This is a genomic window from Allobosea sp. RIT-PG3_2 (assembly GCF_057321085.1).
In genome coordinates, this window is record NZ_JBXWCA010000001.1 from 53349 (window position 1) to 74291 (window position 20943).

At 66.6% G+C, this 20943-nt stretch carries 18 protein-coding genes; 7 read left to right on the top strand and 11 right to left on the bottom strand.

Annotated elements, in window-relative coordinates:
• Window positions 1–732: a DUF502 domain-containing protein gene (locus AC2FAN_RS00245; RefSeq protein WP_485172293.1), complete on the bottom strand. Its 732-nt coding sequence runs from the start codon at window positions 730–732 to the stop codon at window positions 1–3.
• Between the two features lie 125 nt (window positions 733–857).
• Here AC2FAN_RS00245 and AC2FAN_RS00250 point away from each other — a divergent pair, with 125 nt between their 5' ends.
• On the top strand, window positions 858–1244 hold the full coding sequence (locus AC2FAN_RS00250) for a YbaN family protein (RefSeq protein ID WP_485172294.1): 387 nt from the start codon (window positions 858–860) through the stop codon (window positions 1242–1244).
• 161 nt (window positions 1245–1405) lie between these two features.
• Here the strand turns inward: AC2FAN_RS00250 and glmS are convergent, their stop codons facing one another.
• Complete coding sequence (gene glmS / locus AC2FAN_RS00255) at window positions 1406–3232, bottom strand: glutamine--fructose-6-phosphate transaminase (isomerizing) (protein ID WP_485172295.1); 1827 nt, start codon at window positions 3230–3232, stop codon at window positions 1406–1408.
• A gap of 121 nt (window positions 3233–3353) precedes the next feature.
• Window positions 3354–4721 carry a bifunctional UDP-N-acetylglucosamine diphosphorylase/glucosamine-1-phosphate N-acetyltransferase GlmU gene (gene glmU / locus AC2FAN_RS00260; RefSeq protein ID WP_485173038.1) on the bottom strand — a complete coding sequence of 456 codons (1368 nt, stop codon included), beginning with the start codon at window positions 4719–4721 and terminating at the stop codon, window positions 3354–3356.
• A 313-nt stretch (window positions 4722–5034) separates the two neighbouring features.
• On the opposite strand from glmU, the gene AC2FAN_RS00265 reads away from it, so the two are divergent.
• Both AC2FAN_RS00265 and mdoH read left to right on the top strand, forming a co-directional pair.
• Window positions 5035–6594: an OpgD/OpgG family glucan biosynthesis protein gene (locus tag AC2FAN_RS00265; RefSeq protein WP_476804936.1), complete on the top strand. Its 1560-nt coding sequence runs from the start codon at window positions 5035–5037 to the stop codon at window positions 6592–6594.
• Entirely contained in the window at window positions 6570–8765 is a 2196-nt protein-coding gene (gene mdoH / locus AC2FAN_RS00270) for a glucans biosynthesis glucosyltransferase MdoH (RefSeq protein ID WP_485172296.1), read from the top strand. Before AC2FAN_RS00265 ends, mdoH begins: the two co-directional genes overlap by 25 nt.
• A gap of 162 nt (window positions 8766–8927) precedes the next feature.
• On the opposite strand, the gene AC2FAN_RS00275 is transcribed toward mdoH, so the two are convergent.
• The 4 genes from AC2FAN_RS00275 to AC2FAN_RS00290 form a co-directional block, all read right to left on the bottom strand.
• The gene (locus tag AC2FAN_RS00275; RefSeq protein WP_485172297.1) at window positions 8928–9809 is read right to left on the bottom strand and encodes a VOC family protein; all 882 of its coding nucleotides are present in this window, start codon (window positions 9807–9809) and stop codon (window positions 8928–8930) included.
• Between the two features lie 74 nt (window positions 9810–9883).
• Window positions 9884–11053: a glutathionylspermidine synthase family protein gene (locus AC2FAN_RS00280; RefSeq protein ID WP_485172298.1), complete on the bottom strand. Its 1170-nt coding sequence runs from the start codon at window positions 11051–11053 to the stop codon at window positions 9884–9886.
• A gap of 1 nt (window position 11054) precedes the next feature.
• Window positions 11055–11663 (bottom strand): DUF1190 domain-containing protein, encoded by a 609-nt coding sequence (locus AC2FAN_RS00285; RefSeq protein WP_265053401.1) that lies wholly within the window; start codon window positions 11661–11663, stop codon window positions 11055–11057.
• A 7-nt stretch (window positions 11664–11670) separates the two neighbouring features.
• The gene (locus AC2FAN_RS00290) at window positions 11671–12072 is read right to left on the bottom strand and encodes a DUF350 domain-containing protein (protein ID WP_265053400.1); all 402 of its coding nucleotides are present in this window, start codon (window positions 12070–12072) and stop codon (window positions 11671–11673) included.
• A 116-nt stretch (window positions 12073–12188) separates the two neighbouring features.
• Between AC2FAN_RS00290 and AC2FAN_RS00295 the strand changes: the two genes are divergently transcribed.
• Window positions 12189–12572 (top strand): GFA family protein, encoded by a 384-nt coding sequence (locus AC2FAN_RS00295; RefSeq protein WP_485172299.1) that lies wholly within the window; start codon window positions 12189–12191, stop codon window positions 12570–12572.
• Between the two features lies 1 nt (window position 12573).
• On the opposite strand, the gene pyrG is transcribed toward AC2FAN_RS00295, so the two are convergent.
• The 3 genes from pyrG to tpiA all read right to left on the bottom strand — a co-directional run bounded on the left by pyrG (window position 12574) and on the right by tpiA (window position 15686).
• On the bottom strand, window positions 12574–14202 hold the full coding sequence (gene pyrG, locus AC2FAN_RS00300; RefSeq protein WP_265053398.1) for a CTP synthase: 1629 nt from the start codon (window positions 14200–14202) through the stop codon (window positions 12574–12576).
• A 164-nt stretch (window positions 14203–14366) separates the two neighbouring features.
• Window positions 14367–14780: a preprotein translocase subunit SecG gene (gene secG / locus AC2FAN_RS00305; protein WP_265053397.1), complete on the bottom strand. Its 414-nt coding sequence runs from the start codon at window positions 14778–14780 to the stop codon at window positions 14367–14369.
• A 141-nt stretch (window positions 14781–14921) separates the two neighbouring features.
• A complete protein-coding gene (gene tpiA, locus AC2FAN_RS00310) occupies window positions 14922–15686 on the bottom strand; it encodes a triose-phosphate isomerase (protein WP_485172300.1) in 765 nt (254 codons plus the stop codon).
• A gap of 192 nt (window positions 15687–15878) precedes the next feature.
• Here tpiA and AC2FAN_RS00315 point away from each other — a divergent pair, with 192 nt between their 5' ends.
• A complete protein-coding gene (locus tag AC2FAN_RS00315; RefSeq protein WP_485172301.1) occupies window positions 15879–17792 on the top strand; it encodes a peptidylprolyl isomerase in 1914 nt (637 codons plus the stop codon).
• Window positions 17793–17794: 2 nt separating this feature from the next.
• Window positions 17795–19309, top strand: coding sequence for an anthranilate synthase component I (trpE, locus tag AC2FAN_RS00320; protein WP_265054825.1), 1515 nt, complete (start codon window positions 17795–17797; stop codon window positions 19307–19309).
• Between the two features lie 228 nt (window positions 19310–19537).
• Here trpE and AC2FAN_RS00325 read toward each other — a convergent pair whose 3' ends face one another.
• A complete protein-coding gene (locus tag AC2FAN_RS00325) occupies window positions 19538–20116 on the bottom strand; it encodes a TIGR00645 family protein (RefSeq protein WP_485172302.1) in 579 nt (192 codons plus the stop codon).
• A 248-nt stretch (window positions 20117–20364) separates the two neighbouring features.
• On the opposite strand from AC2FAN_RS00325, the gene AC2FAN_RS00330 reads away from it, so the two are divergent.
• Window positions 20365–20808 (top strand): BA14K family protein, encoded by a 444-nt coding sequence (locus AC2FAN_RS00330; RefSeq protein WP_485172303.1) that lies wholly within the window; start codon window positions 20365–20367, stop codon window positions 20806–20808.
• The last annotated feature ends 135 nt before the right edge of the window (window positions 20809–20943 follow it).

The following is a 20943-nucleotide window of genomic DNA, read 5'->3' on the forward strand; positions in this document are numbered from 1 at the left end:
TCAGGCGACAGGGGCCGGCAGCTCGGTCCCGGCCTTCGGCTTGCCGTTCTGCTCGCCGGGCTGGATCAGCCCGGCCGACATGATCAGCTTGGCGCCGTCCTCGACCGAGATCGACAGTTCGACGACCTCGCGACGCGGCAGATAGAAGAAGAAGCCCGTGGTCGGGTTCGGCGTGCAGGGCAGGAAGACGCCGATCTGCTGGTCGCCCGGTTCCTGGCCATCCGGCAGGCACCCGGCGATCTCGGGCGCCGCTTCCTGCGCGATGAAGACGATCGACCACATGCCCGGCTGCGGGAACTGCACCATGCCGACCTTGCGGAACGACGTGCCCGATTGCGAGAAGATCGTCTCGAAGACCTGCTTCACGCCCTTGTAGAGGCTGCGCACCACCGGCATCCGGTCGAGGATCGCCTCGCCGGCGCGGAGCAGCGACCGGCCGACGAGGTTGGCCGTCAGGAAGCCCAGCAGCGTCAACCCGATCAGCGCGATGACGAGGCCGAAGCCGGGTATCGGATAAGGCAGATAGGAATCGGGCAGATAGGAATTCGGGATGAGCGGCTTCACCAGGCCGTCGATGAAGTTGATGAACCACCAGGTCACAGATGCCGTGATGGCGAGCGGCGCCGCGATGACGAGCCCGGTCAGGAAGTAGCGACGCAAGCGCGCGCCCCAGGTCGGACGCAGGATTTCCGTCGGGAGAACGAGGCGGGGATCGGGCGGGCCGGCAGTCATTCGTCTCCCCACGTCACCGGTGTGCCTGCCACCCGCTTGCGGGCGCAGTCTCGCACCGCGATATGACAAGATAGGCGAGGCTGCGGCATTCGCCAGCCCCGATAGCTGCAAGCAAGGACGAGGCCGTGGATAAGGACGATCCGGCGCGACGCCGCTGGCACCGGCCGCTTCTGTTCGCGGCGGGCTGGGTCTTCACGGCGCTCGGCATCGTCGGCCTCATCCTGCCGCTGATGCCAGGCACGGTGTTCCTGATTCTCGCGGCCTGGTGCTTCTCGCGCTCCTCGCCGCGGTTCGAGGCCTGGCTCGTCGGCCATCCGCGGCTCGGCCCGCATGTGCGGCGCTGGCGCGAGACCGGCGCCATCGCGCGGCGGGCGAAATACCTCGCCTGCGGCTCGATGGTGCTGAGCTTCGGCCTGCTGACGCGGACGAGCGCGCCGCCGATCGCGCTGGTGACCACGGCGCTCTGCCTGATCAGCGCCGGCGCCTATGTGGCGAGCCGGCCGGAAGCTTGACAGCCCGCGTCATGCTCGGGCTCGACCCGAGCATCTCCCGAGGAAGGGCTCCAGAGCCTGATCCTGCCCGAGATTCTCGGGTCTACGCGGAGTTTATCCTTGGGCCGATCAAAGATCGGAGCCGAGGGCTCCACCCGAGAATGACGGCAAGCCAGCCGACCTCACTCGACGGTGACGGATTTCGCCAGGTTGCGCGGCTGGTCCACGTCCTTGCCCATGAAAACCGCCGTCTGATAGGCGATCATCTGGATCGGCAGGGCGTAGACGATCGGCGCGAAGGTCGGGTCCATGTCCGGCATGATGATCGTCGCTTCGGGCTCGATGCCGCATTCCGCGGCGCCCTTGGCGTCGGTGATCAGGATGATGCGGCCGCCGCGCGCCGCGACCTCCTGCATGTTCGAAGCGGTCTTCTCGAAGAGCGAATCGTAAGGTGCGACGACGATGACCGGCATGTCCTCGTCGATCAGGGCGATCGGGCCATGCTTCAGCTCGCCCGCCGGATAACCTTCGGCGTGGATGTAGCTGATTTCCTTAAGCTTCAGCGCGCCTTCCAACGCCAGCGGGTAGCTGGTGCCGCGGCCGAGATAGAGTACATCCTTCGCCCTGGAGAGCTTGTGCGAGAGCTGCTCGATCTGCGGCTCCAGCTCCAACGCCCTGGCGATCAGGCCGGGGAGCGCGATCAGGCTCTCGACATGGCGCGCTTCATCCGCGGCCGACAGCGTGCCGCGCCCGCGCGCCGCGGCGAGCGCCAGACAGGCGAGCGCGGTGAGCTGGCAGGTGAAGGCCTTGGTCGAGGCGACGCCGATCTCGGGGCCGGCGAGTGTCGGCGCGACAGCGTCGCTTTCGCGGGCGATGGTCGAGGTCGGCACGTTCACGACCGAGAGGACGGTCTGCTTCTCCTGCTTCGCGTAGCGCAGGCAAGCGAGCGTGTCGGCGGTTTCGCCCGATTGGGAGACGAACAGCGCGAGCCCGTCCGCCGGCAGCGGCGCCTCGCGATAGCGGAACTCGGAGGCAACATCGATCTCGACCGGCAGGCGGGCGAGCTTCTCGAACCAGTACTTCGCGGTCAGCCCGGCATAGTAGGCCGTGCCGCAAGCGGATACCGACAGCCGCGACAGCTTCTTCCAGTCGATCTTGTCCTGGAACGGCAGGCGCACGGTCCCGTTCGCCATGTCGAGGTATTGGGTCAGCGTATGGCCGACGACCTCGGGCTGCTCGTAGATCTCCTTCGCCATGAAGTGGCGGTGATTGCCCTTCTCGACCAGAAAAGCACCCGTCGCGACGCGCTGGGCGCGGCGTTCGACGAGCGCATTGCTCTTGTCGTAGAAAGTCGCGCCCCTGCGATTGAGGACGACCCAGTCACCCTCCTCCAGATAGGCGATGAGGTTGGTGAAGGGCGCGAGCGCCAGCGCGTCCGAGCCGAGATACATCTCGCCGTCGCCGACGCCGACAGCCAGGGGCGAGCCCTTGCGAGCGCCGATCAGCAGGTCTTCCTCGCCCTGGAACAGGAAGGCGAGGGCGAAAGCGCCATGCAGGCGCGGCAGGCTCGCCGCCACGGCCTCGACCGGGGTCTTGCCGTGGTCGAGCTCGCGGGTGACGAGATGGGCGACGATCTCGGTGTCGGTTTCAGTCGCGAAGACGTAGCCGTCGGCCTGCAGCTCGGTCCGCAGCTCGCGGAAGTTCTCGATGATGCCGTTATGGACGACCGCGAGCTTCTCGGTGGCATGCGGATGGGCATTGGTCTCGTTGGGCTTGCCATGGGTCGCCCAGCGGGTGTGGCCGATGCCGATGAGGCCCTCGAGCGGCTCGTTTGATAGGCGGATCTCGAGGTTCTTGAGCTTGCCCTCGGCCCGGCGGCGGGTCAGCCTTCCCGCTTCCAGCGTTGCGACGCCGGCGGAGTCGTAGCCACGATACTCCAGTCGCCGCAGCGCCTCGACGACCTGCGTCGCGACCGCTTCCTTGCCGAGAATCCCGACGATGCCGCACATGGGCGAACCTCTCAAGCCATTGCCGTTGGCCAAAGCGCATAGCCGCGAAAAGCGCGCATGCCCAATCAATCTACATGACGAACTGTGAACGGAGGCCTGCCGGATTCGCCGTAATTCCGGTCTATTCGGCTGCCTTCTTGGCCGCTTTCCGGGCTGCCGCTTCCTTCCGGAAGATCTTGGCCCAGCCTTCCTTCTCGACCTGCCGGCCACGGCCGATGGCGAGCGCATCGGGCGCGACGTCGCTGGTGATGACCGAGCCGGAGCCGACATAGGCGCCTTCGCCGATCGTCACCGGCGCGACCAGGGAGGAGTTCGATCCGACGAAGGCATTGGCACCGATCGTCGTCTTCGATTTGACGAAGCCATCGTAGTTGCAGGTGATGGTGCCGGCACCGATATTGGCCGCCGCGCCCACGCTGGCATCGCCGATATAGGTCAGGTGGTTGACCTTGGCGCCGGGGCCGATATCGGCGGCCTTCACCTCGACGAAATTGCCCACCCTGGACTTCTCGCTGAGCACCGTGCCCGGCCGCAGGCGTGCATAGGGACCGACGCTGGCGGCCGGGCCGACCTCGGCGCCTTCCAGATGCGAAAAGGCATGGACCACCGCGCCGTCGGCAACGCGAACACCCGGGCCGAAGACCACATTGGGCTCGATCGTCACGTCGCGGCCGATCTCGGTGTCGAAGCTGAAGAAGACGGTTTCGGGCGCGATCAGCGTCGCGCCTTCGAGCATCACGGCGTGCCGCTTGCGCCGCTGGAATTCGGCTTCCGCGCCAGCGAGTTGCGCACGGTCGTTGACGCCCTGGACCTCGTTCTCCGGCGCCTTCAGCACGACGGCTTCCAACCCGCGCGATCGTGCGACCGCGACGGCGTCGGTCAGATAGAACTCGCGCTGGGCGTTGTCGTCGCCGATCGCTTCGAGAATCGTCAGCGCATGCTCGCCAGCGAGCGCCATCAGGCCGGCATTGCAGAGCTTGATCTGGCGCTGCTCTGGCGTCGCGTCCTTATGCTCGACGATCGCTTCGAGCTTCCCGTCGCGCTCGACGAGCCGGCCATAGCCGGACGGGTCCTGCGCCTCGAAGCCGAGAACGGCGACGGCGGCTCCCCCGGCCAGCGCACCGCGCAGCGCCGCGAAGGTTTCCGGCCGGACGAGCGGGGTATCGGCGAAGGCGACCAGGATATGATCGTGCCCGGTCTGCAAAGCGTCCTTTGCCGCAAGCACCGCATGGGCCGTCCCGCGCCGCTCATGCTGCGTCGCGATCCGCGCCGACGGAAGAAGTTTCAGCGTCTGCTCTCCGACCTCGGGGCGTTCCGAGGAGATCACGACTGCAACCGCGTCGGCGCCGGCCCGCGCGACCGAGGACAGGACATGGCCGAGCAGAGAGCGGCCGGCAACGGGATGAAGCACCTTCGGTAGCCGCGATTTCATGCGGGTGCCCTCGCCGGCGGCCAGAACGATAGCAAGGCAGGAGCGAGCCGGCTGCATTTCGGTCATCTTTGTCGTTTCCCTTGCAGGGCATGATTGGACTGTTGCCCGCTCTTCACGGTCGTTTTCACGCATGCTGGCGTTGCAGGCGCCGTGGATAGCCGATCCGTTTGGCTTTTGCCAAAGTGGAGACGGATCAAAAGAGGCCTTCCGAGAATGATCGTCACCCATCAACTGGATTAAGCCGTTTTCGCAAGCGGCTCCGGCGGGTTCAATCACCACTATTTTCCTGATCGGAAACGCTTTTCAGCCGAGCTGGAAATGCTCTAGAAGCGCGGAGGGCGAAGGGCGTCGCCCGTGCAGTATGGATAAGATGTCGAAACCCTTGAATCGCAGGCAATTTCTGGAAGGTGCCGCCGGCGGCGCAGCCTTGCTGTCCCTTGCCGGCCCCGCTGCGGCGCAGGCGCCCACGGGCGCTGCCGCCTTCAATATTCCCTCCCTCGCCGATGGACAGCGTTTCGACTCTGCGCTGGTCGTCGATGCCGCCCGCGCCCTGTCGCAGCGCCCTCTGATTCCACTGGCCGCAACCGATCTGCCGGAAAACTACGCGAGCCTGCCGGCCGATCAGTATGCCGGCATTCGAATGCGGCCTGAGTCTACGATCTGGGCCGGAGAGAATCGCGGCTTCACGGTCGAGCCGTTGCATCGCGGCTATGTCTTCTCCAATCCCGTCAGCCTGTTCACGATTGAGGACGGCACGGTGCGCAGGGTCGCCTTCGACCGCGCCAGGTTCGATTACGGCCGCGTCGCCCCGCCGGCGGCCAATCTCGATCTGCAGTTCTCCGGGATGCGGATCGCGGCCGGGCTCGAGCGACCGTTCGAGGTCGCGATCTTCCAGGGCGCCACATTCTTCCGTGCACTGGCGCGAGGCCAGAATTTCGGTGCGATGTCGCGCGCGCTGATTCTGCGCCCCGGCGAGACCCGCGGCGAGGAACTGCCCTTCTTCCGGGCCTTCTGGATCGAGCGTCCGAGTCCTGCCGTCGGCTCGCTCGTCATCCACGGGCTGCTCGATTCGGAGAGCGTCAGCGGCGCCGTGCGGATGACGCTGCGCCCCGGCGACGTGACCTTCATCGATGTCGAGATGACCCTGTTCGCGCGCCAGGCGCTGGAGCATGTCGGTTTCGGCTGCACGAGCGCGACCTTCCTCTCCGGTCCGCAGAGCCGGCGCACCTTCGACGATGTGCGGCCCTCAATCGGCGAGGTGTCGGGCGTCCAGATGCTGTCGGGCGGTGGCGAGTGGATCTACCGGCCGGTGAACAACCCCGCGACGCTGCAGGTTTCTTCCTTCGTCGACGAGAATCCGAAGGGTTTCGGGCTGGTGCAGCGCGAGCGCGACCCGGCCGCCTTCCAGGACGACGACCAGCGTTTCGAACTGCGCCCCAGCGTCTGGAACGAGCCGCTCGGGGACTGGGGCGCGGGGTCGGTCCAACTGATCGAGATCCCCAGCGATTCCGAGCCGAACAAGAACATCATCATGTACTGGCGGCCGAAGCAGCCGCTCGCGGCCGGCAGCGAGACCTCGATCAGCTATCGCCAGGCCTGGTGCTGGCAGCCGCCCGAACGCCCGCCGCTGGCGATCGCGACGCGCACCCGTCAGGGCAAGGGCTCGCAAGGCCGGCGCCGCCGCTTCATCGTCGAATTCACCGGCGACCGGCTTGCCGACCCGGCGCTGATCGCTTCGACGCGGGCGACCGTCACGGCCCAGCCCGGCGCGGTGCAGGGCGTCCGACTCTGGCCTTATCCGGAGCGCAAGATGATGCGCGTCGGGTTCGAGGTGGACCCGGGCACCGAAACGCTCTCTGAACTCAGGCTCGTCCTGCAATCCGGCGGCCAGCCCGTCTCGGAAACATGGTTGAATCGATGGACGTGGTGACCGCCACCCGCCAGGACATTGCAGAGGTCGAGGCCCGCAGCTTCAACCCCGCGCGGGAACCTGCGACCCCGCCCGAGGACCGGCTGATCATGCCGGTTCAGTCCTTCAAGAGATGGACCATGTCGGAGCGGCGCAAGCCCTCGGCGCCCGCCAACTGGAAGACGCCCTGGCTGAAGCGCCTGTTCGTCTTCGGCGGCGGCCTCGCTCTCACCGCCTTCGGCGCCTGGGAGATGTACAACGTCGTGTCGGTCAGCCGCACGACCTCTCTTCAGTATGCCTTGCTCGTGCTGTTCACGATCAACTTCTCGTGGATCGCACTCGCCTTCACCAGCTCGATCCTCGGCTTCTTCGGCGTTCTGTTCGGCGCCGGCCGCGCGGAGCGGGCGGAAAGCCTGAAGCATCGCACCGTCGTGGTGATGCCGATCTACAACGAGTCGTCGGCACGGACCTTCGCCGCGGTCGCGGCCATACGCGAGTCGGTCGATGCGACGGGGCTCGGCGATCATTTCGACTATTTCATCGTCTCCGACACCACCAACCCGGATATCTGGATCGCGGAGGAGCGCGCCTTCCTGGCGCTGCGCGAGCGGCTTGGCCCCAATTCGCGCGTCTACTACCGCCACAGGCCGAAGAACCACCACCGCAAGGCCGGCAACATCGCCGATTTCGTCACGCGCTGGGGCGGGCATTACGAGCACATGGTCGTGCTCGACGCCGACAGTCTGATGACCGGCACCTGCGTCGTGCGCCTCGCCGCCGCGATGGAGGCCGATCCCGACGCCGGCATCATCCAGTCGCTGCCGCTGATCATCAACCGCAACACCTTCTTCGCGCGGCTGCAGCAGTTCGCGGCGCGGGTCTACGGACCGGTCATCGCGACCGGCCTCGCCATGTGGTCCGGCCGCGACGGCAACTACTGGGGCCACAACGCCATCATCCGGACGCAGGCCTTCGCCGACCATTGCGGCCTGCCCGATCTCAAGGGCAAGCCGCCCTTCGGCGGCCATGTGCTGAGCCACGACTTCGTCGAGGCGGCGCTGATCCGCCGCGCCGGCTGGTCGGTCTACATGCTGCCGGACCTGACGGGTTCCTACGAGGAAAGCCCGCCCTCGCTGATCGACGTCTCGGTGCGTGACCGGCGCTGGTGCCAGGGCAATCTCCAGCATTCGCGCGTCATGGGCGCCAAGGGTTTCGTGCTGGCCACGCGCCAGCATTTCGCCACCGGCATCATGGGTTATCTCGCCTCGCCTTTCTGGCTGATGCAGCTCGTGGTCGGCATTCTGATCGTGCTGCAGGTCAACTACGCCCGCCCCGAGTACTTCACCCAGGAGTTCACGCTCTTCCCGGTCTGGCCGCGCTTCGATCCCGAGCGCGCCTTGCGCCTGTTCGCGCTGACCATGGCGATCCTGCTGGCGCCGAAGCTGTTCGGACTGCTTCTGACGCTGTTCAACACCAAGCTGCGGCGCGCCGGCGGCGGCACGATCCGCCTCACCGTCTCGGCGCTGATCGAGGTGCTGTTCTCGGCATTCTTCGCGCCGATCATGATGCTGATCCAGTCGGGGTCCGTCTTCCAGATCCTGCTCGGCCGCGACACCGGCTGGAACCCGCAGCGGCGCGACGACGGCTCGATTCCGTTCAAGGACATCGTGCGCCGGCACAGGACCCATACGGTCCTGGGGCTCGTGACCGGCCTGTCGGCCTTCCTGATCGCGACATCACTCTTCGCCTGGATGTCTCCGACGATCGTCGGCCTCGTGCTGGCGATCCCGTTGTCATGGGCGTCCGGCCAGCTTGCGATCGGCCTCTGGCTCAAGCGCCACAAGCTCTTGATGACACCCGAGGAAGGCGCTCCGCCGTCGATCGCCCTGCGCGCCAACGAGCTGCAGGCGGAATTCGAGAAGGCCGGCTATGACGACGCGGACGGGATCAAGGCGCTCCACGGCGATCCCGAACTGCGCCATGCCCATGAGCTGATGCTGCCCTATGGCCAGTCCCGCCGGCGCGGCGAGATCGAGCCCGACCGTGCCGTCGCCCAGGCCAAGCTGGTCGATGCCGAGACGATCGACGATGCCGCGATCTGGTTGAAGCCGAAGGAGCGTATGGTCGTGCTGCACGACCGGGCGCTGATCGGCCTGCTGGCCTCCCTGCCGCCGGTCGAGGCGCAGGGCTGACGCCGCCGGCCTGTTTTACGCGGAACCACGCCGTCATCCCGGGCTTGACCCGGGATTCATCGTCGTGTGCCGGAGCCCTGCGATAGATTCCGGATAGGCGCTGCTACGCAGCTTACCCCGAATGACGGCGGCGGCTCCGAAACGATAGCCTGACCGCGGCGCTCAGCCCTGCTCGAACGCGATCATGCAGCCAAAGGCGTGCTCCGGTTCGACGAAGAGCCGCTCCTCGCCGCGCTGGAACGAGATTTCGGCCTCAGTCAGGCGTTCCGCCACCGCCTCGATATCAGGAACCGAGACGCAGAATCCGAGGAAGCGGGCCGGCGTCGTGTCGGGTTCGACGAGGTAGGCACCCTGCGCCGCCTCCGGATCGAGCACGTCGATGCGCCCGCGCGGCAGGGCGAGAACATAGTCCTCGTTGCCCTCCAGCACCTCGGCGCCGCCGCTGAAGGTGGTCAGGAAGGCGCGATGGGCCGCAGGGTCCTCGGCGACGATCACCGCCGAGGCGAGCGCAGTGGCGCCGTTCGGATGCTGCTGGAACTCGGGGTTCCAGAAGTTCTGCGGCTCGATCTGCCGGCAGACGAAGAAGCCGCATTCCGGCGCCCGCGAATCCGCGGCGAAGGCGAGCTCGAAGGCGACGCGCACCGTGGAGCCGTCCGGCCGCTTGCCTTGGCGTTCGAAGAAGAACGGCTCGAAATCACCGATTCCGGCGGCCTTGAAAGCGGCTGCATCGGCCTTGGCGTCGGTGCTTTCCAGCACCAGCATCGACAGGCCCTCCCCTTGCCCAGCCAGCGCCTCGCGGACGAAGGCCCCGAAGGAGAAGCTGCGTTCGCCATGCGGCGGAATGGCAGCGTCGTCGACGATCGTGACGAGTTCGAGGAAGGAGCCGGGAAACTGCACGATCCGGTTCTCGGTGCCCCAGGGATGGCGGTTCCGGGTGCCGACGCGGAAGCCCAGCTTCTCGTAGAAGCGCCATGCGGCATCGAGATCGCGGACGCCGATGACGAGATGGTCGAGGCCGCGAGGCGTTGAGGTTGTTGCAGGCATGGCAGGCTCTTTCGACAGGCGTATCGGAACCCAAGGCTAGCAACACTTCACGGCGCGGTCATGTCCCGCTGCGCTCAGGACTCGATATAGTGCGGCACGAAGCGGGAGGTGTTCCTGGTGATCGGCGAGGAATCCTCGCGCACGCATAGCCCGCAGGCCTGCGAGGCGACGAGCCATGAGCCCAGCACGGCATAGTTGCCATCGGCCGAGAACAGGTTCGCAGCGGCGTCCTGCAGCACATATCCCTCGGCGCCGTAGGGGCCGTCGTCGCTGTCGACGATCCGGTCGCGCTCCAGCAGCGTGACGTTGGCGCCCTCGCGGGAATAGAGCGGCTTGCGGACACGCCGGGGCGACAATGTCGCGCAACGCGGATCGCCCTCGAAGAAGGCCGGCAGCAGGTTGGGATGGCCCGGCTCCATTTCCCAGAGGCAGGCGAGCAGGCCCTTGTTGGAGAGAACAGCCTTCCAGGGCGGCTCGATGAACTGGCAGCGCGAGCCTGTCAGCGACTTGCCGTAGCTTTCGCGGAACAGCCATTCCCACGGGTAGAGCTTGAACAGCGTCTCGATCGGCTGGTTGGCACCGTCGCAGAAGCGCCCGTCCGAGAGCAGGCCAATCTCCTCGATATAGGTGAAACGGGCATCGAGCCCGGCCTGCACCGCGCAATCGGTCAGGTAATCGACCGTGCCCTTGTCCTCGGCGCTGCCCTGCACGCAGGTCAGATGCAGGCGATAGGGCGAGGGCTCGCGCAAGGCCGCGAAGGCTGCGATCAGGCGCTCATGCAGCGAATTGAACTGGTCGCTTCCCTTCGCGATCGTGCCGCGCGCCATCGCCTGCTCGAGCCAGTCCCATTGCGCGACGCTCGATTCGAAGAGAGCGGTCGGCGTATCGGCATTGTATTCGAGTAGCTTGGCGGGCCCATGCCCGTCATAGGCGAGGTCGAGACGGCCGTAGAGGTTGCGCTCGCCACGCTGCCAGCTCTCCCGGATATAGTCCCAGTGCTCGGCCGGAATGGCGAGCCGGGTCAGGATCTCCTCATTGCCGAGCGCCTTCTCAACGAAAGCGAAGCAAAGCTGCTCGATCGCTTCCGTGGGCGCCTCGATGTCGCGCTCGATCTCCTCCAGCGTGAACGCGTAAGCGGCGCTTTCGTCCCAATAGGTCTCGCCGTCGATGGTGTGGAAGGCGAAGCCCAGCCGCTCGACCTGCTCGACCCAGTCCGGCCGGGGCGCAATCGTGACCCGGCGCATCTCAGGACGAGGAATGCGAGGAGAAGGAACGGGCAAACGAGCCGAAGCCGCCGCGCGAGGATACGCTCGTGGTCGAGACCACGCCCCGCGCGCCCACGGCCGCAGCCGTGAAGCCGCGGCCGGTCGTCGTCGAATAGGCGCGCGAGCGGCTGCTGCCGCCGGAACCGCCGCCACTGCTGGACGAACTGGACGACGAGCTGCGCGCCTGCTGGCATTCCGGCTGAGCCGCTCCAGGCGGGCAGGCCGCGGTCGTCGGCGGCAGGAGCGGCTGGGCCTGGTTGCCCGCCATCCCACGCGCCAGCATGAAGCCAGCAAGCGCCGGAATGAAGTACTGCGCCCCGCCGATGCTGGCCGTGTTGCAGCCGCTGGCGCCGTATTGCGCCTCGCAATCGCTCTGGCTGCGGAACTTCGGCGCATCCTTGAGGCGCGCGGCTGCGGCTTCCGAAAAGGCCGCCTCGCATTGCTGATAGCCGATCTGCCCGTCGGCCTGGCATTCGCTCAGGTTGTTGTAGACGAGGCTCTCCTGCGTCTCCTCGCCCGTCATCGACCAGACCGTCGCGACGAGGAGCACGCCGGCTGCTGCGAGGCCGATCTGCGAAGAGCGTTTCATCGCCGCCTCACACCGTCATGCTGGCGCCTGCCAGCGTTCCCGAGATCACGGCGATCACCGCCAGCATCGCCGCGGCCGGCAGTTTGTCCTGCTCGATCTTACGCGACAATTCCGGGATGAGCAGCCGCGCCAGCCCATAGGCGGCAAACTGGACGATCATCGCGGCGACAGCCCAGAGAATGCAGTCGGGAATGCTGCTCGCCTGGGCGATCGCCTTTTCGAGTGGAACCGAAAAACCGACGAGATTGCCGCCGAGCGCAACCGCGGCGGAAAGATTGCCGCTGCGGATCAGGGCGATTTCGTCATGGGCCGTCAGCCGCAGGTAGATCGCGGCAAAGGCAGCGATCAGCGCCACGCCGACGACGAAATAGAGGAGGAAGGCGGGCAGGCCCGCCATAGAGATCGTCATGCCGCCCTGCCCCGTCGCCAATCCGAGGCCGTACTATACGGCCGCGATCGTCGCGCGCTACCGGAGCTATCCAAAAAAGCTGTGCCAGCCGTCATCTAAAGAGAGGATGCAAGCCAATGACGACCAGGGAAGCCCGCTGCAGTTGCGGCCAGCTGCGCGTCACATGCGAGGGCGAGCCGGCCATCGTCGCGCTTTGTCATTGTCACGAGTGTCAGAGGCGAACAGGCAGCACCTATGGCGTCGCGACCTTCTTTCCTCGGAAGGCCGTCGTCGTTTCAGGCGCTTATGTCGATTACGAAAGGCCGGCCGACAGTGGCTCTCGCGTGCTGCATCATTTCTGCCCGGCCTGCGGCAGCACGGTCCTGTGGGAGCCGTCTCGAAGGCCGGAGCTGATGGCGGTGGCTGTCGGAGCCTTCGCCGATCCCGCGTTTCCAGCCCCGCAAAAAGTCGTCTTCGAACAGCACCGTCACTCTTGGGCGGCGGTCGCGCTCGGCGGCTAGGTCAGACCAGGCGGCTTTGCGCCTTGGCCGCCTCGATGAAGCTCGCGAAGAGCGGGTGCGGCTCGAAGGGGCGCGACTTCAGCTCGGGGTGATACTGCACGCCGATGAACCAGGGATGGTCGGGATACTCGACCGTCTCCGGCAGGAGGCCGTCCGGCGAGAGCCCCGCGAAGCGCATGCCCTTCGCCTCGAGCTTCTCGCGATAGCCCATATTGACCTCGTAGCGGTGGCGATGACGCTCGGAAATCTCGGTCGAGCCGTAGATCTCGGCGATCTTCGAACCGGCTGCGAGCGTCGAGGCATAGGCGCCGAGCCGCATCGTGCCGCCGAGATTGCCGTTCGCGGCGCGCTGCTCCAGCTCGTTGCCGCGCATCCATTCGGTCATCAGGCCGACGACGGGCTCCTCGGCCGGGCCGAACTCGGTCGAATTCGCGTTCTCGATGCCGGCGAGCGAACGCGCCGCCTCGATCACCGCCATCTGCATGCCGAAGCAGATGCCGAAATAGGGCACCTGGCGCTGCCTGGCGAAGGTTGCCGCCTTGATCTTGCCCTCGGCGCCGCGATGGCCGAAGCCGCCGGGCACCAGGATGCCGTGGACATGCTCGAGGAAGGGCGCGGGGTCCTCCTTCTCGAAGACCTCCGATTCGATCCAGTCGAGATTGACCTTGACGTTGTTGGCGATGCCGCCATGGGTCAGCGCCTCGATGAGGGACTTATAGGCGTCCTTCATGCCGGTGTACTTGCCGACGACGGCGATGGTGACCTCGCCCTCGGGGTTCTTCACGCGCTCGGAGATGCGCCTCCAGTTCGCGATGTCGGGCTCGGGCTGCGCGTCCATGCCGAAGGCGGCGAGCACTTCGTTGTCGAGGCCCTCGGCATGGTAGGAGAGCGGCACGTCGTAGATCGAGGCGACGTCGCGGGCCTCGATCACGGCGGTCTCGCGGACATTGCAGAACAGAGCGAGCTTGCGGCGTTCCTCGCGCGGAATCTCGCGGTCGGTGCGGCAGAGCAGGATGTCGGGCTGGATGCCGATCGAGCGCAGCTCGGCGACCGAATGCTGGGTCGGCTTGGTCTTCAGCTCGCCGGCGGTCGGGATATAGGGCAGCAGCGTCAGGTGGATGAAGATGCACTGCCCGCGCGGCAGCTGCTGGTTGGTCTGGCGGATGGCTTCGAGGAAGGGCAGGCTCTCGATGTCGCCGACCGTGCCGCCGATCTCGACCAGCGTGAAGTCGTAGCCCTCGTTGCCGGTGAGAATGAATTCCTTGATGGCGTTGGTGACGTGCGGCACGACCTGGATCGTCGCGCCGAGATAGTCGCCCCGGCGCTCCTTGGTCAGGATGTCCATGTAGATGCGGCCGGTGGTGATGTTGTCGCCCTTGTTGCAGGGCCGGCCGGTGAAGCGCTCGTAATGGCCGAGGTCGAGGTCGGTCTCGGCGCCGTCGTCTGTGACGAAGACCTCACCGTGCTGATACGGGCTCATCGTGCCCGGATCGACATTGAGGTATGGGTCGAGCTTGCGCAGGCGGACCGTGTGGCCGCGCGCCTGCAGAAGGGCTGCGAGAGCCGCCGCCGCCAGGCCTTTGCCAAGCGAGGACACCACGCCGCCGGTGATGAAAACATACCGCGTCATGGGAGGTCACCTCTATCGCCACGGGTTCGATTCGCTAAGCGCAAGCAGTGCAGTCCCGACCTGCCCTGGACGCTTGTCCACAAAAAGAGGAGGCCGGTCGCCCGGCCTCGAAGCCTTTTGCCCACACAAAAGAGAAGGGCCGGTCACCCGGCCCCTGCCCTATCCTATTGCTGCGGCGCCGCCGGCGGCGTCGGCGGCTGTGCGCCGCCCTGATTCTGGTTCTGCATCTGGCGCAGCTGGTCGAGGACGCCGCCGGCATTCGGGGCGCTCGGAGCTGCGGGCGCGCCCGGGGTAGCCGGTGCGGTGGTCGTAGGCGCGCCGTCGATGATCGAACGCTGGACGCGGCCGCGGTTGGCCATGACGGCGAGCACGACCGAAGTCAGGAAGAAGAGACCGGCGAGAATCGCCGTTGCACGCGTCAATGCGTTGGCCTGGCCACGGCCGGTCATGAAGCCGCCGACACCGCCGCCACCGCCAGAGCCCATGCCGAGGCCGCCGCCTTCGGAACGCTGCAACAGCACCACGCCGACGAGCGCGACGACGATGATCAGGTGGATGACGATGAGAACGTTCTGCATGGTCTCACGAAAATGGGCATGGCGCGGGCCGCCGCAAGGGCCACCCGCTCCTCCTCGAAGATCGAGGCGAATTCGGCGCGGCACATAACATGCGTGCGCCGACAGCGCCACCCCTGCGGGGCGTGTGATTCACATTGCCGCTCAGCCGGAGCAGGCCCGCGCGATGGCCAGGAATTCCTCGGCCTTCAGGCTCGCGCCGCCGACGAGCGCGCCATCGACATGGGCGACATTCATCAGCTCGACGGCGTTGGAGGGCTTCACCGAGCCGCCATAGAGCAGCCTGACGCCGGCGGCGGCTGCCTTGCCGAGCAGACGGCTTAGCTCGGCGCGGATCGCCTCATGCATCTCGGCGACATCGGCCGCGGTCGGCGTCAGGCCGGTGCCGATCGCCCAGACCGGCTCATAGGCGACGACGAGCGTCGTCGCGGTCGCATCTTCCGGGATCGAACCGCGCAGCTGCTTCTTGACCACGGCCAGCGCCTTGCCGGCCTCGCGCTCGTCCTTCGTTTCGCCGACGCAGACGATCGGCACCAGCAGCGCCTTCTGCGCGGCCTCGGCCTTGGCCTTGACGGTGGCGTTGGTCTCGCCCTGCAGCGTGCGGCGCTCGGAATGGCCGACGATGCAGAAGGTCGCACCGGCATCGGCCAGCATCGCGGCCGACACCTCGCCGGTGAAGGCGCCGGAGGCCTGCGTGCTGCAATCCTGCCCGCCGGTGGCGATGCGCGAGCCGATCAGCGCGGCCGAGCCGGCGAACAGCAGGGTCGCGGGCGGGCAGATGGCGAGGTCGACGGCCTGCTTCAGCCCGGCGTCATAGCCCTTCGCCACCTCGGCTGCGATGGCGAGCTCGGCCTTGAGGCCGTTCATCTTCCAGTTTCCGGCTACCAGCGGCCTGATGCTGCGCGTCACGTCGTTCCTCCGAAATCAGCTCCCTGCGCTCTAGCAACGCCCGGCCCGTGCCGCAATCGCATGCGACGTCGCGACACGATTCCGCCACGACGATTGCGGCTTTCGCCGCCGGTTCCTATAAGCAGCGCCGAAACGGACACGCGCGCGGCCACGATCCAGCGCGGCGAACAGGAACAGGGAAAGACAGCTTCCATGATGATGCAGGGCATCCGCAAGGCGAGTCAGGGTTTTCTCGGCAAGCTCCTCGTCAGCGTCATGTTCGGCGTCCTGATCCTCGCCTTCGCGATCTGGGGCGTCGGTGACATCTTCCGCGGCTATGGCCGCAACGAGGTCGCCCGCGTCGGCAAGAGCGAGATCGGCCTCGAGCAGATGCGCACGGCCTATCAGAACGAGATCCAGAACCTGACGCGCCAGCAGCGCCGCCAGATCTCGCCCGAGATGGCGCGTGCGCTCGGCCTCGATCGCCAGGTGCTGTCCCGCCTGATGAGCGAAGCGACGCTCGACCAGACGGCGCAAGGCATGCGGCTTGCCGTCTCCGACGAGACGATCCGCAACCTGATCTTCGACGACCCGGTCTTCCGCGATGCCTCCGGCCAGTTCTCCGCCGCGCGCTTCAACGACCTCCTGCGCACGAACGGCTATACCGAGCAGAGCTACGTCACCCTCCAGCGCGCCACCATCCTGCGCCAGCAGCTCTCCGAGATGCTGGTCGGCGGCGTCACCGCCCCGCTCGCGCTGCAGGAACTCGGCAGCCGCCTGCGCAACGAGAAGCGCGCCATAACCTTCGCCCGGCTGCCGGCGAGCGCTGCCGGCGAGATCGCGGCGCCGACGGAGGACCAGCTCAAGAGCTTCTTCAACGATCGCAAGATCGCCTTCCGCGCGCCGGAGTACCGCACAGCCGACATCCTCTCGCTCTCGGCCGAAACGATCGCCGATCCGGCCAAGGTCACCGACGAGGAAGCCAAGGCGCGCTACGAGGCCGTGAAGGCGCAGCGCTTCACCAGCGTCGAGAAGCGCACCGTCCAGCAGATCGCCTTCCCGAACCTGGAGGAAGCCCAGGCCGCCAAGGCCAAGATCGACGGCGGCGAAACCTTCGACGAGATCGCCACCGAACGGAACGTCGCCTTCAACGATCTGACGCTGGGCACCTTCACCCGCGACCAGATCTTCGACCCCGCCGTGCGGGAAGCCGCCTTCGCGCTCGAGCAGGGCGACGTCAGCGGGCCGGTCGCGAGCGCCTTCGGAACGGTTCTGCTGCGCGTGACGACGGTCGATACCGCCCATGTGCGCCCGTTCGAGGAGGTCGCGGCCGAGGTGAAGCAGGAACTCGCGACCAGCCGAGCCGCCGGACAGATCACCGAGCTTCACGACAAGATCGAGGATCAGCGCGCCGCCGCCAAGCCGCTGGCCGAGATCGCGAAGGAGCTCAAGCTGACGCTCCGCACTGCCGGTCCGATGAGCGCGGGCCTCACCAGGCCCGATGGCTCGAAGGAAGAGGCCTTGCCGGGCGCCGACGCGACGCTGCAGGCGATCTTCCGCTCGGATATCGGCGTCGACAACGAGGCGATCCGCCTGCCGCGCGACACCGGCTATGTCTGGTTCGACGTCACCAAGATCGATCCGGCGCGGGAGCGCAGCTTCGACGAGGTCAAGGCGGAGGTCGAGAACCAATGGCGCGCCGACGAGACCGCGACCAAGCTCGCCGCCAAGGCCCGCGAGTTGTCGGAGCGGCTCGACAAGGGCGAGAGCTTCGATGTCGTCGCGGCCTCCGCCGGGCTTACCATCGAGACCGCTGCCGATATCGGCCGGCAGGACCAGCGGCCCGAACTCCCGGCCGGCGTCGTCGCCCAAGTCTTCGGCACCGTCGCCGGCAAGAGCAACTCCGCAGCCGGCGCGGATGGCGGTCGCATCCTGTTCAAGGTCGATTCGGCGACCGTGCCGCCCTATGTCCGCACGACGCAGGAAGCCGGCAATTTCGAGCGCCTGCTGTCCTCCAGCATCAGCGAGGACATCCTGGTGCAATACGTCGCCAGGCGGCAGGCGCAGCTCGGCGTCAGCATCAACGAGGCCGCCTTCCGCAATGCGACGGGCGGAGCAACGAATTGACGATGCAGCCCTTCCTGGAGTTCGAGCGCTTCGCGCAGATCTACGAGACGGGCGCACCGCAGCTTCTGCGTCAGGTTCTGGTCGGCGATTGCGAGACACCGGTCGCCGCCTTCCTCAAGCTGCGCCACGCCACGTCCGGCCCGGCCTTCCTGCTCGAATCGGTCGAGGGCGGCGCCGTGCGCGGCCGCTATTCGATGATCGGGCTGGAGCCTGACCTGATCTGGCGCTGCCACCGTGGCGAGGCCTCGCTCTGCCGGACCGCGCTTGGCGGGACCTTCCTGCCCGATCCACGCCCGGCCTTCGAAAGCCTGCGCGCGCTGCTGGATGAGAGCGCCATCCCGGAAGCCGAAGGGCTGCCGCCTATGGCGTCCGGCGTCTTCGGCTATCTCGGCTACGACATGGTCCGGCTGATGGAGCGTCTGCCGGAACCGAAGGAAACCGGCACCGGCGTACCCGACGCCATCCTGACCCGGCCGACGCTGATGGTCGTGTTCGATTCGGTCCGTGACGAGATTCACGTCGTGACCCCCGTGCGGCATATGCCGGGCGTCGGCGCGCGCCACGCCTATGAGCGGGCGCAGGAGCGGCTGGAGGCGGTCGTCCTGGCGCTGGAAGGCGCCCTGCCCGCCGAAGCCGACATCGATATCGCCAACCTGCCGGAGCCCGCGACGACCTCGAATACGAGCGAGGCCGAGTATCACGAGATGGTGGCGAAGGCGAAGGAGTACATCCGCGCCGGCGACATCTTCCAGGTGGTGCTGTCGCAGCGCTTCGAGGCGCCCTTCGCCCTGCCGCCCTTCGCGCTCTATCGGGCGCTCCGGCGGGTCAATCCGGCACCGTTCCTCTGCTATCTCGATTTCGGCGACTTCCAGATCGTCTGCTCGAGCCCGGAGATTCTGGTCAGGCTGCGCGACGACACGGTCACGATCCGCCCCATTGCCGGCACGCGCCGCCGCGGCGCGACCGAGGCCGAGGATGAGGCGCTGGCCGACGAATTGCTGGCCGATCCCAAGGAGCGCGCCGAGCACCTCATGCTGCTCGATCTCGGCCGCAACGATGTCGGGCGCGTCGCGAAGATCGGCACGGTCAAGGTGACCGATTCCTTCTTCATCGAGCGCTACAGCCAGGTGATGCATATCGTCTCGAACGTCGAGGGCGAGATCGACCCGCGTCATGACGCGCTGTCGGCGCTGGTCGCAGGCTTCCCGGCCGGAACCGTGTCGGGCGCGCCGAAGGTCCGCGCGATGGAGATCATCGACGAGCTGGAGCGCGATGCGCGCGGCGCCTATGGCGGCTGCATCGGCTATTTCGGCGCGAATGGCGAGATGGATACCTGCATCGTGCTGCGCACGGCGGTGGTCAAGGACGGGCGCATGCATGTCCAGGCCGGCGCCGGCATCGTCTACGATTCGAACCCGGCCTCCGAGCAGGAGGAGTGCATCAACAAGGCCAAGGCCCTGTTCCGCTCCGCCGAGGAGGCGATCCGCTTCGCCGCCCGGACCGGGCGAGGCCAGTAAGACGCAGCTACCGGCCAAGAGCGTGCTGGGTTTTCTCGGAACCACTTCGTCATCCCGGCCTTGAGCCGGGATCCATCGAAGGGCTCCGGAGCTCTACGATGGATCCCGGATCGGCGCTGCTTTGCAGCTTGTCCGGGATGACACCCCGTTTTCGTCAGAAATCGGCATGTCCCCAACGCAGAACTCCCCGCCGATTCGGCGGGGCGTTTCTGTTTCAACGGGCCTCGTTCAATGCGCCTTGCCGGACGGCCCTGACGTCATCTTATCCACCCAGGCGATGCCGATGGCGGACAGGATGAAGACGACATGGATCAGCGTCTGCAGCAGGACGCCGGATTCGGTGTAGTTCGCCGTCTTGCCGACGATCCCGATATTGCCGGCCTCGATAAAGGTCCTGAGCAGGTGGATCGACGAGATGCCGATGATCGCCATGGCGAGCTTGATCTTGAGCACGCTGGCGTTGACGTGGCTCAGCCATTCCGGCTGGTCGGGGTGGCCTTCCAGCCGCAGCCGCGAGACGAAGGTTTCGTAGCCGCCGACGATGACCATGATCAGCAGGTTCGAGATCATCACCACGTCGATCAGCCCGAGGACGACCAGCATGATCTGCTGCTCGCTGAAGTCGAAGGCGTGGGTGACGAGGTGCCAGAGTTCCTTGAGGAACAGGAAGACATAGACGCACTGCGCCACGATGAGGCCGATATAGAGCGGCAGCTGCAGCCAGCGGGAGCTGAAGATGAGCGCCGGCAGCGGCTTCATCGCGCCGAACGTTTCAGGTCGGGAGGGCGGGCTGCCGGTTTGGGCCATTGTGGATCCTGGTCCTTCGAATGCGTGATGGGGGTTTCGGTACGGTGAAGCGCTAGATGGCGAGGAAAACGCCTCCGCGCAACCCACTCGATGGAGCTCTCGCATCCAAGAGCCACAATGCTGTGACGCCTATTTTGCGCCGAGATTGCAGGCTAGTCTTTCCGCAGGGTCGACAGATCGCTACAATCCAGGCCCATCGGGGGAACATGCGGCGTTCCACTCGCGCAGGACAGCATAGGAGTTCCGTCATGATCAAGATGTTCGCCGTCGCAACGGTTCTGGCCGGCTGTGCGGCCCTCGCCGCCCCCGCCTCGGCCGCGTCGCTCGCGCCCGCCTCCGCTGCTGTTGCCGTGGCCAAGGGCGATGCCAACCTCGTCCAGACCGTGCAGTGGCGCCCCTATGGCTATTACGGGCCGCGCTACTATGGCGGTTATCGTCGCGGGCCGGCCGTCGGCGCTGGGATCGCGGCGGGTGTCATCGGTGGCGCGCTCGCCGCCGGCGCATTGGCCGCGCCGCCTCCGCCTCCGGTTTATGGGTATCCGGCGCCGGTCTATGCCGCACCCCCGCCGCCTTACGGCTACAGCGTCGAGGATGTCGATGCGGTGGCTTACTGCTCGCGTCGCTTCAGGACCTACAACCCGGAAACCGGAACCTATATCGGCTCGGGCGGAGTGGTTCGCGCCTGCCCCTGACAGCGGCCGACAGTCCGATCGAGAATCAATGGCTCCCCGCAGCGATGCGGGGAGTTTTCGTTTGCGGCGGAAAGCGGCTTGCCTTGGCAGCGGCAATCCCGCTTATCCTGCGGCCGTCTCACATCGGAGCGTCTC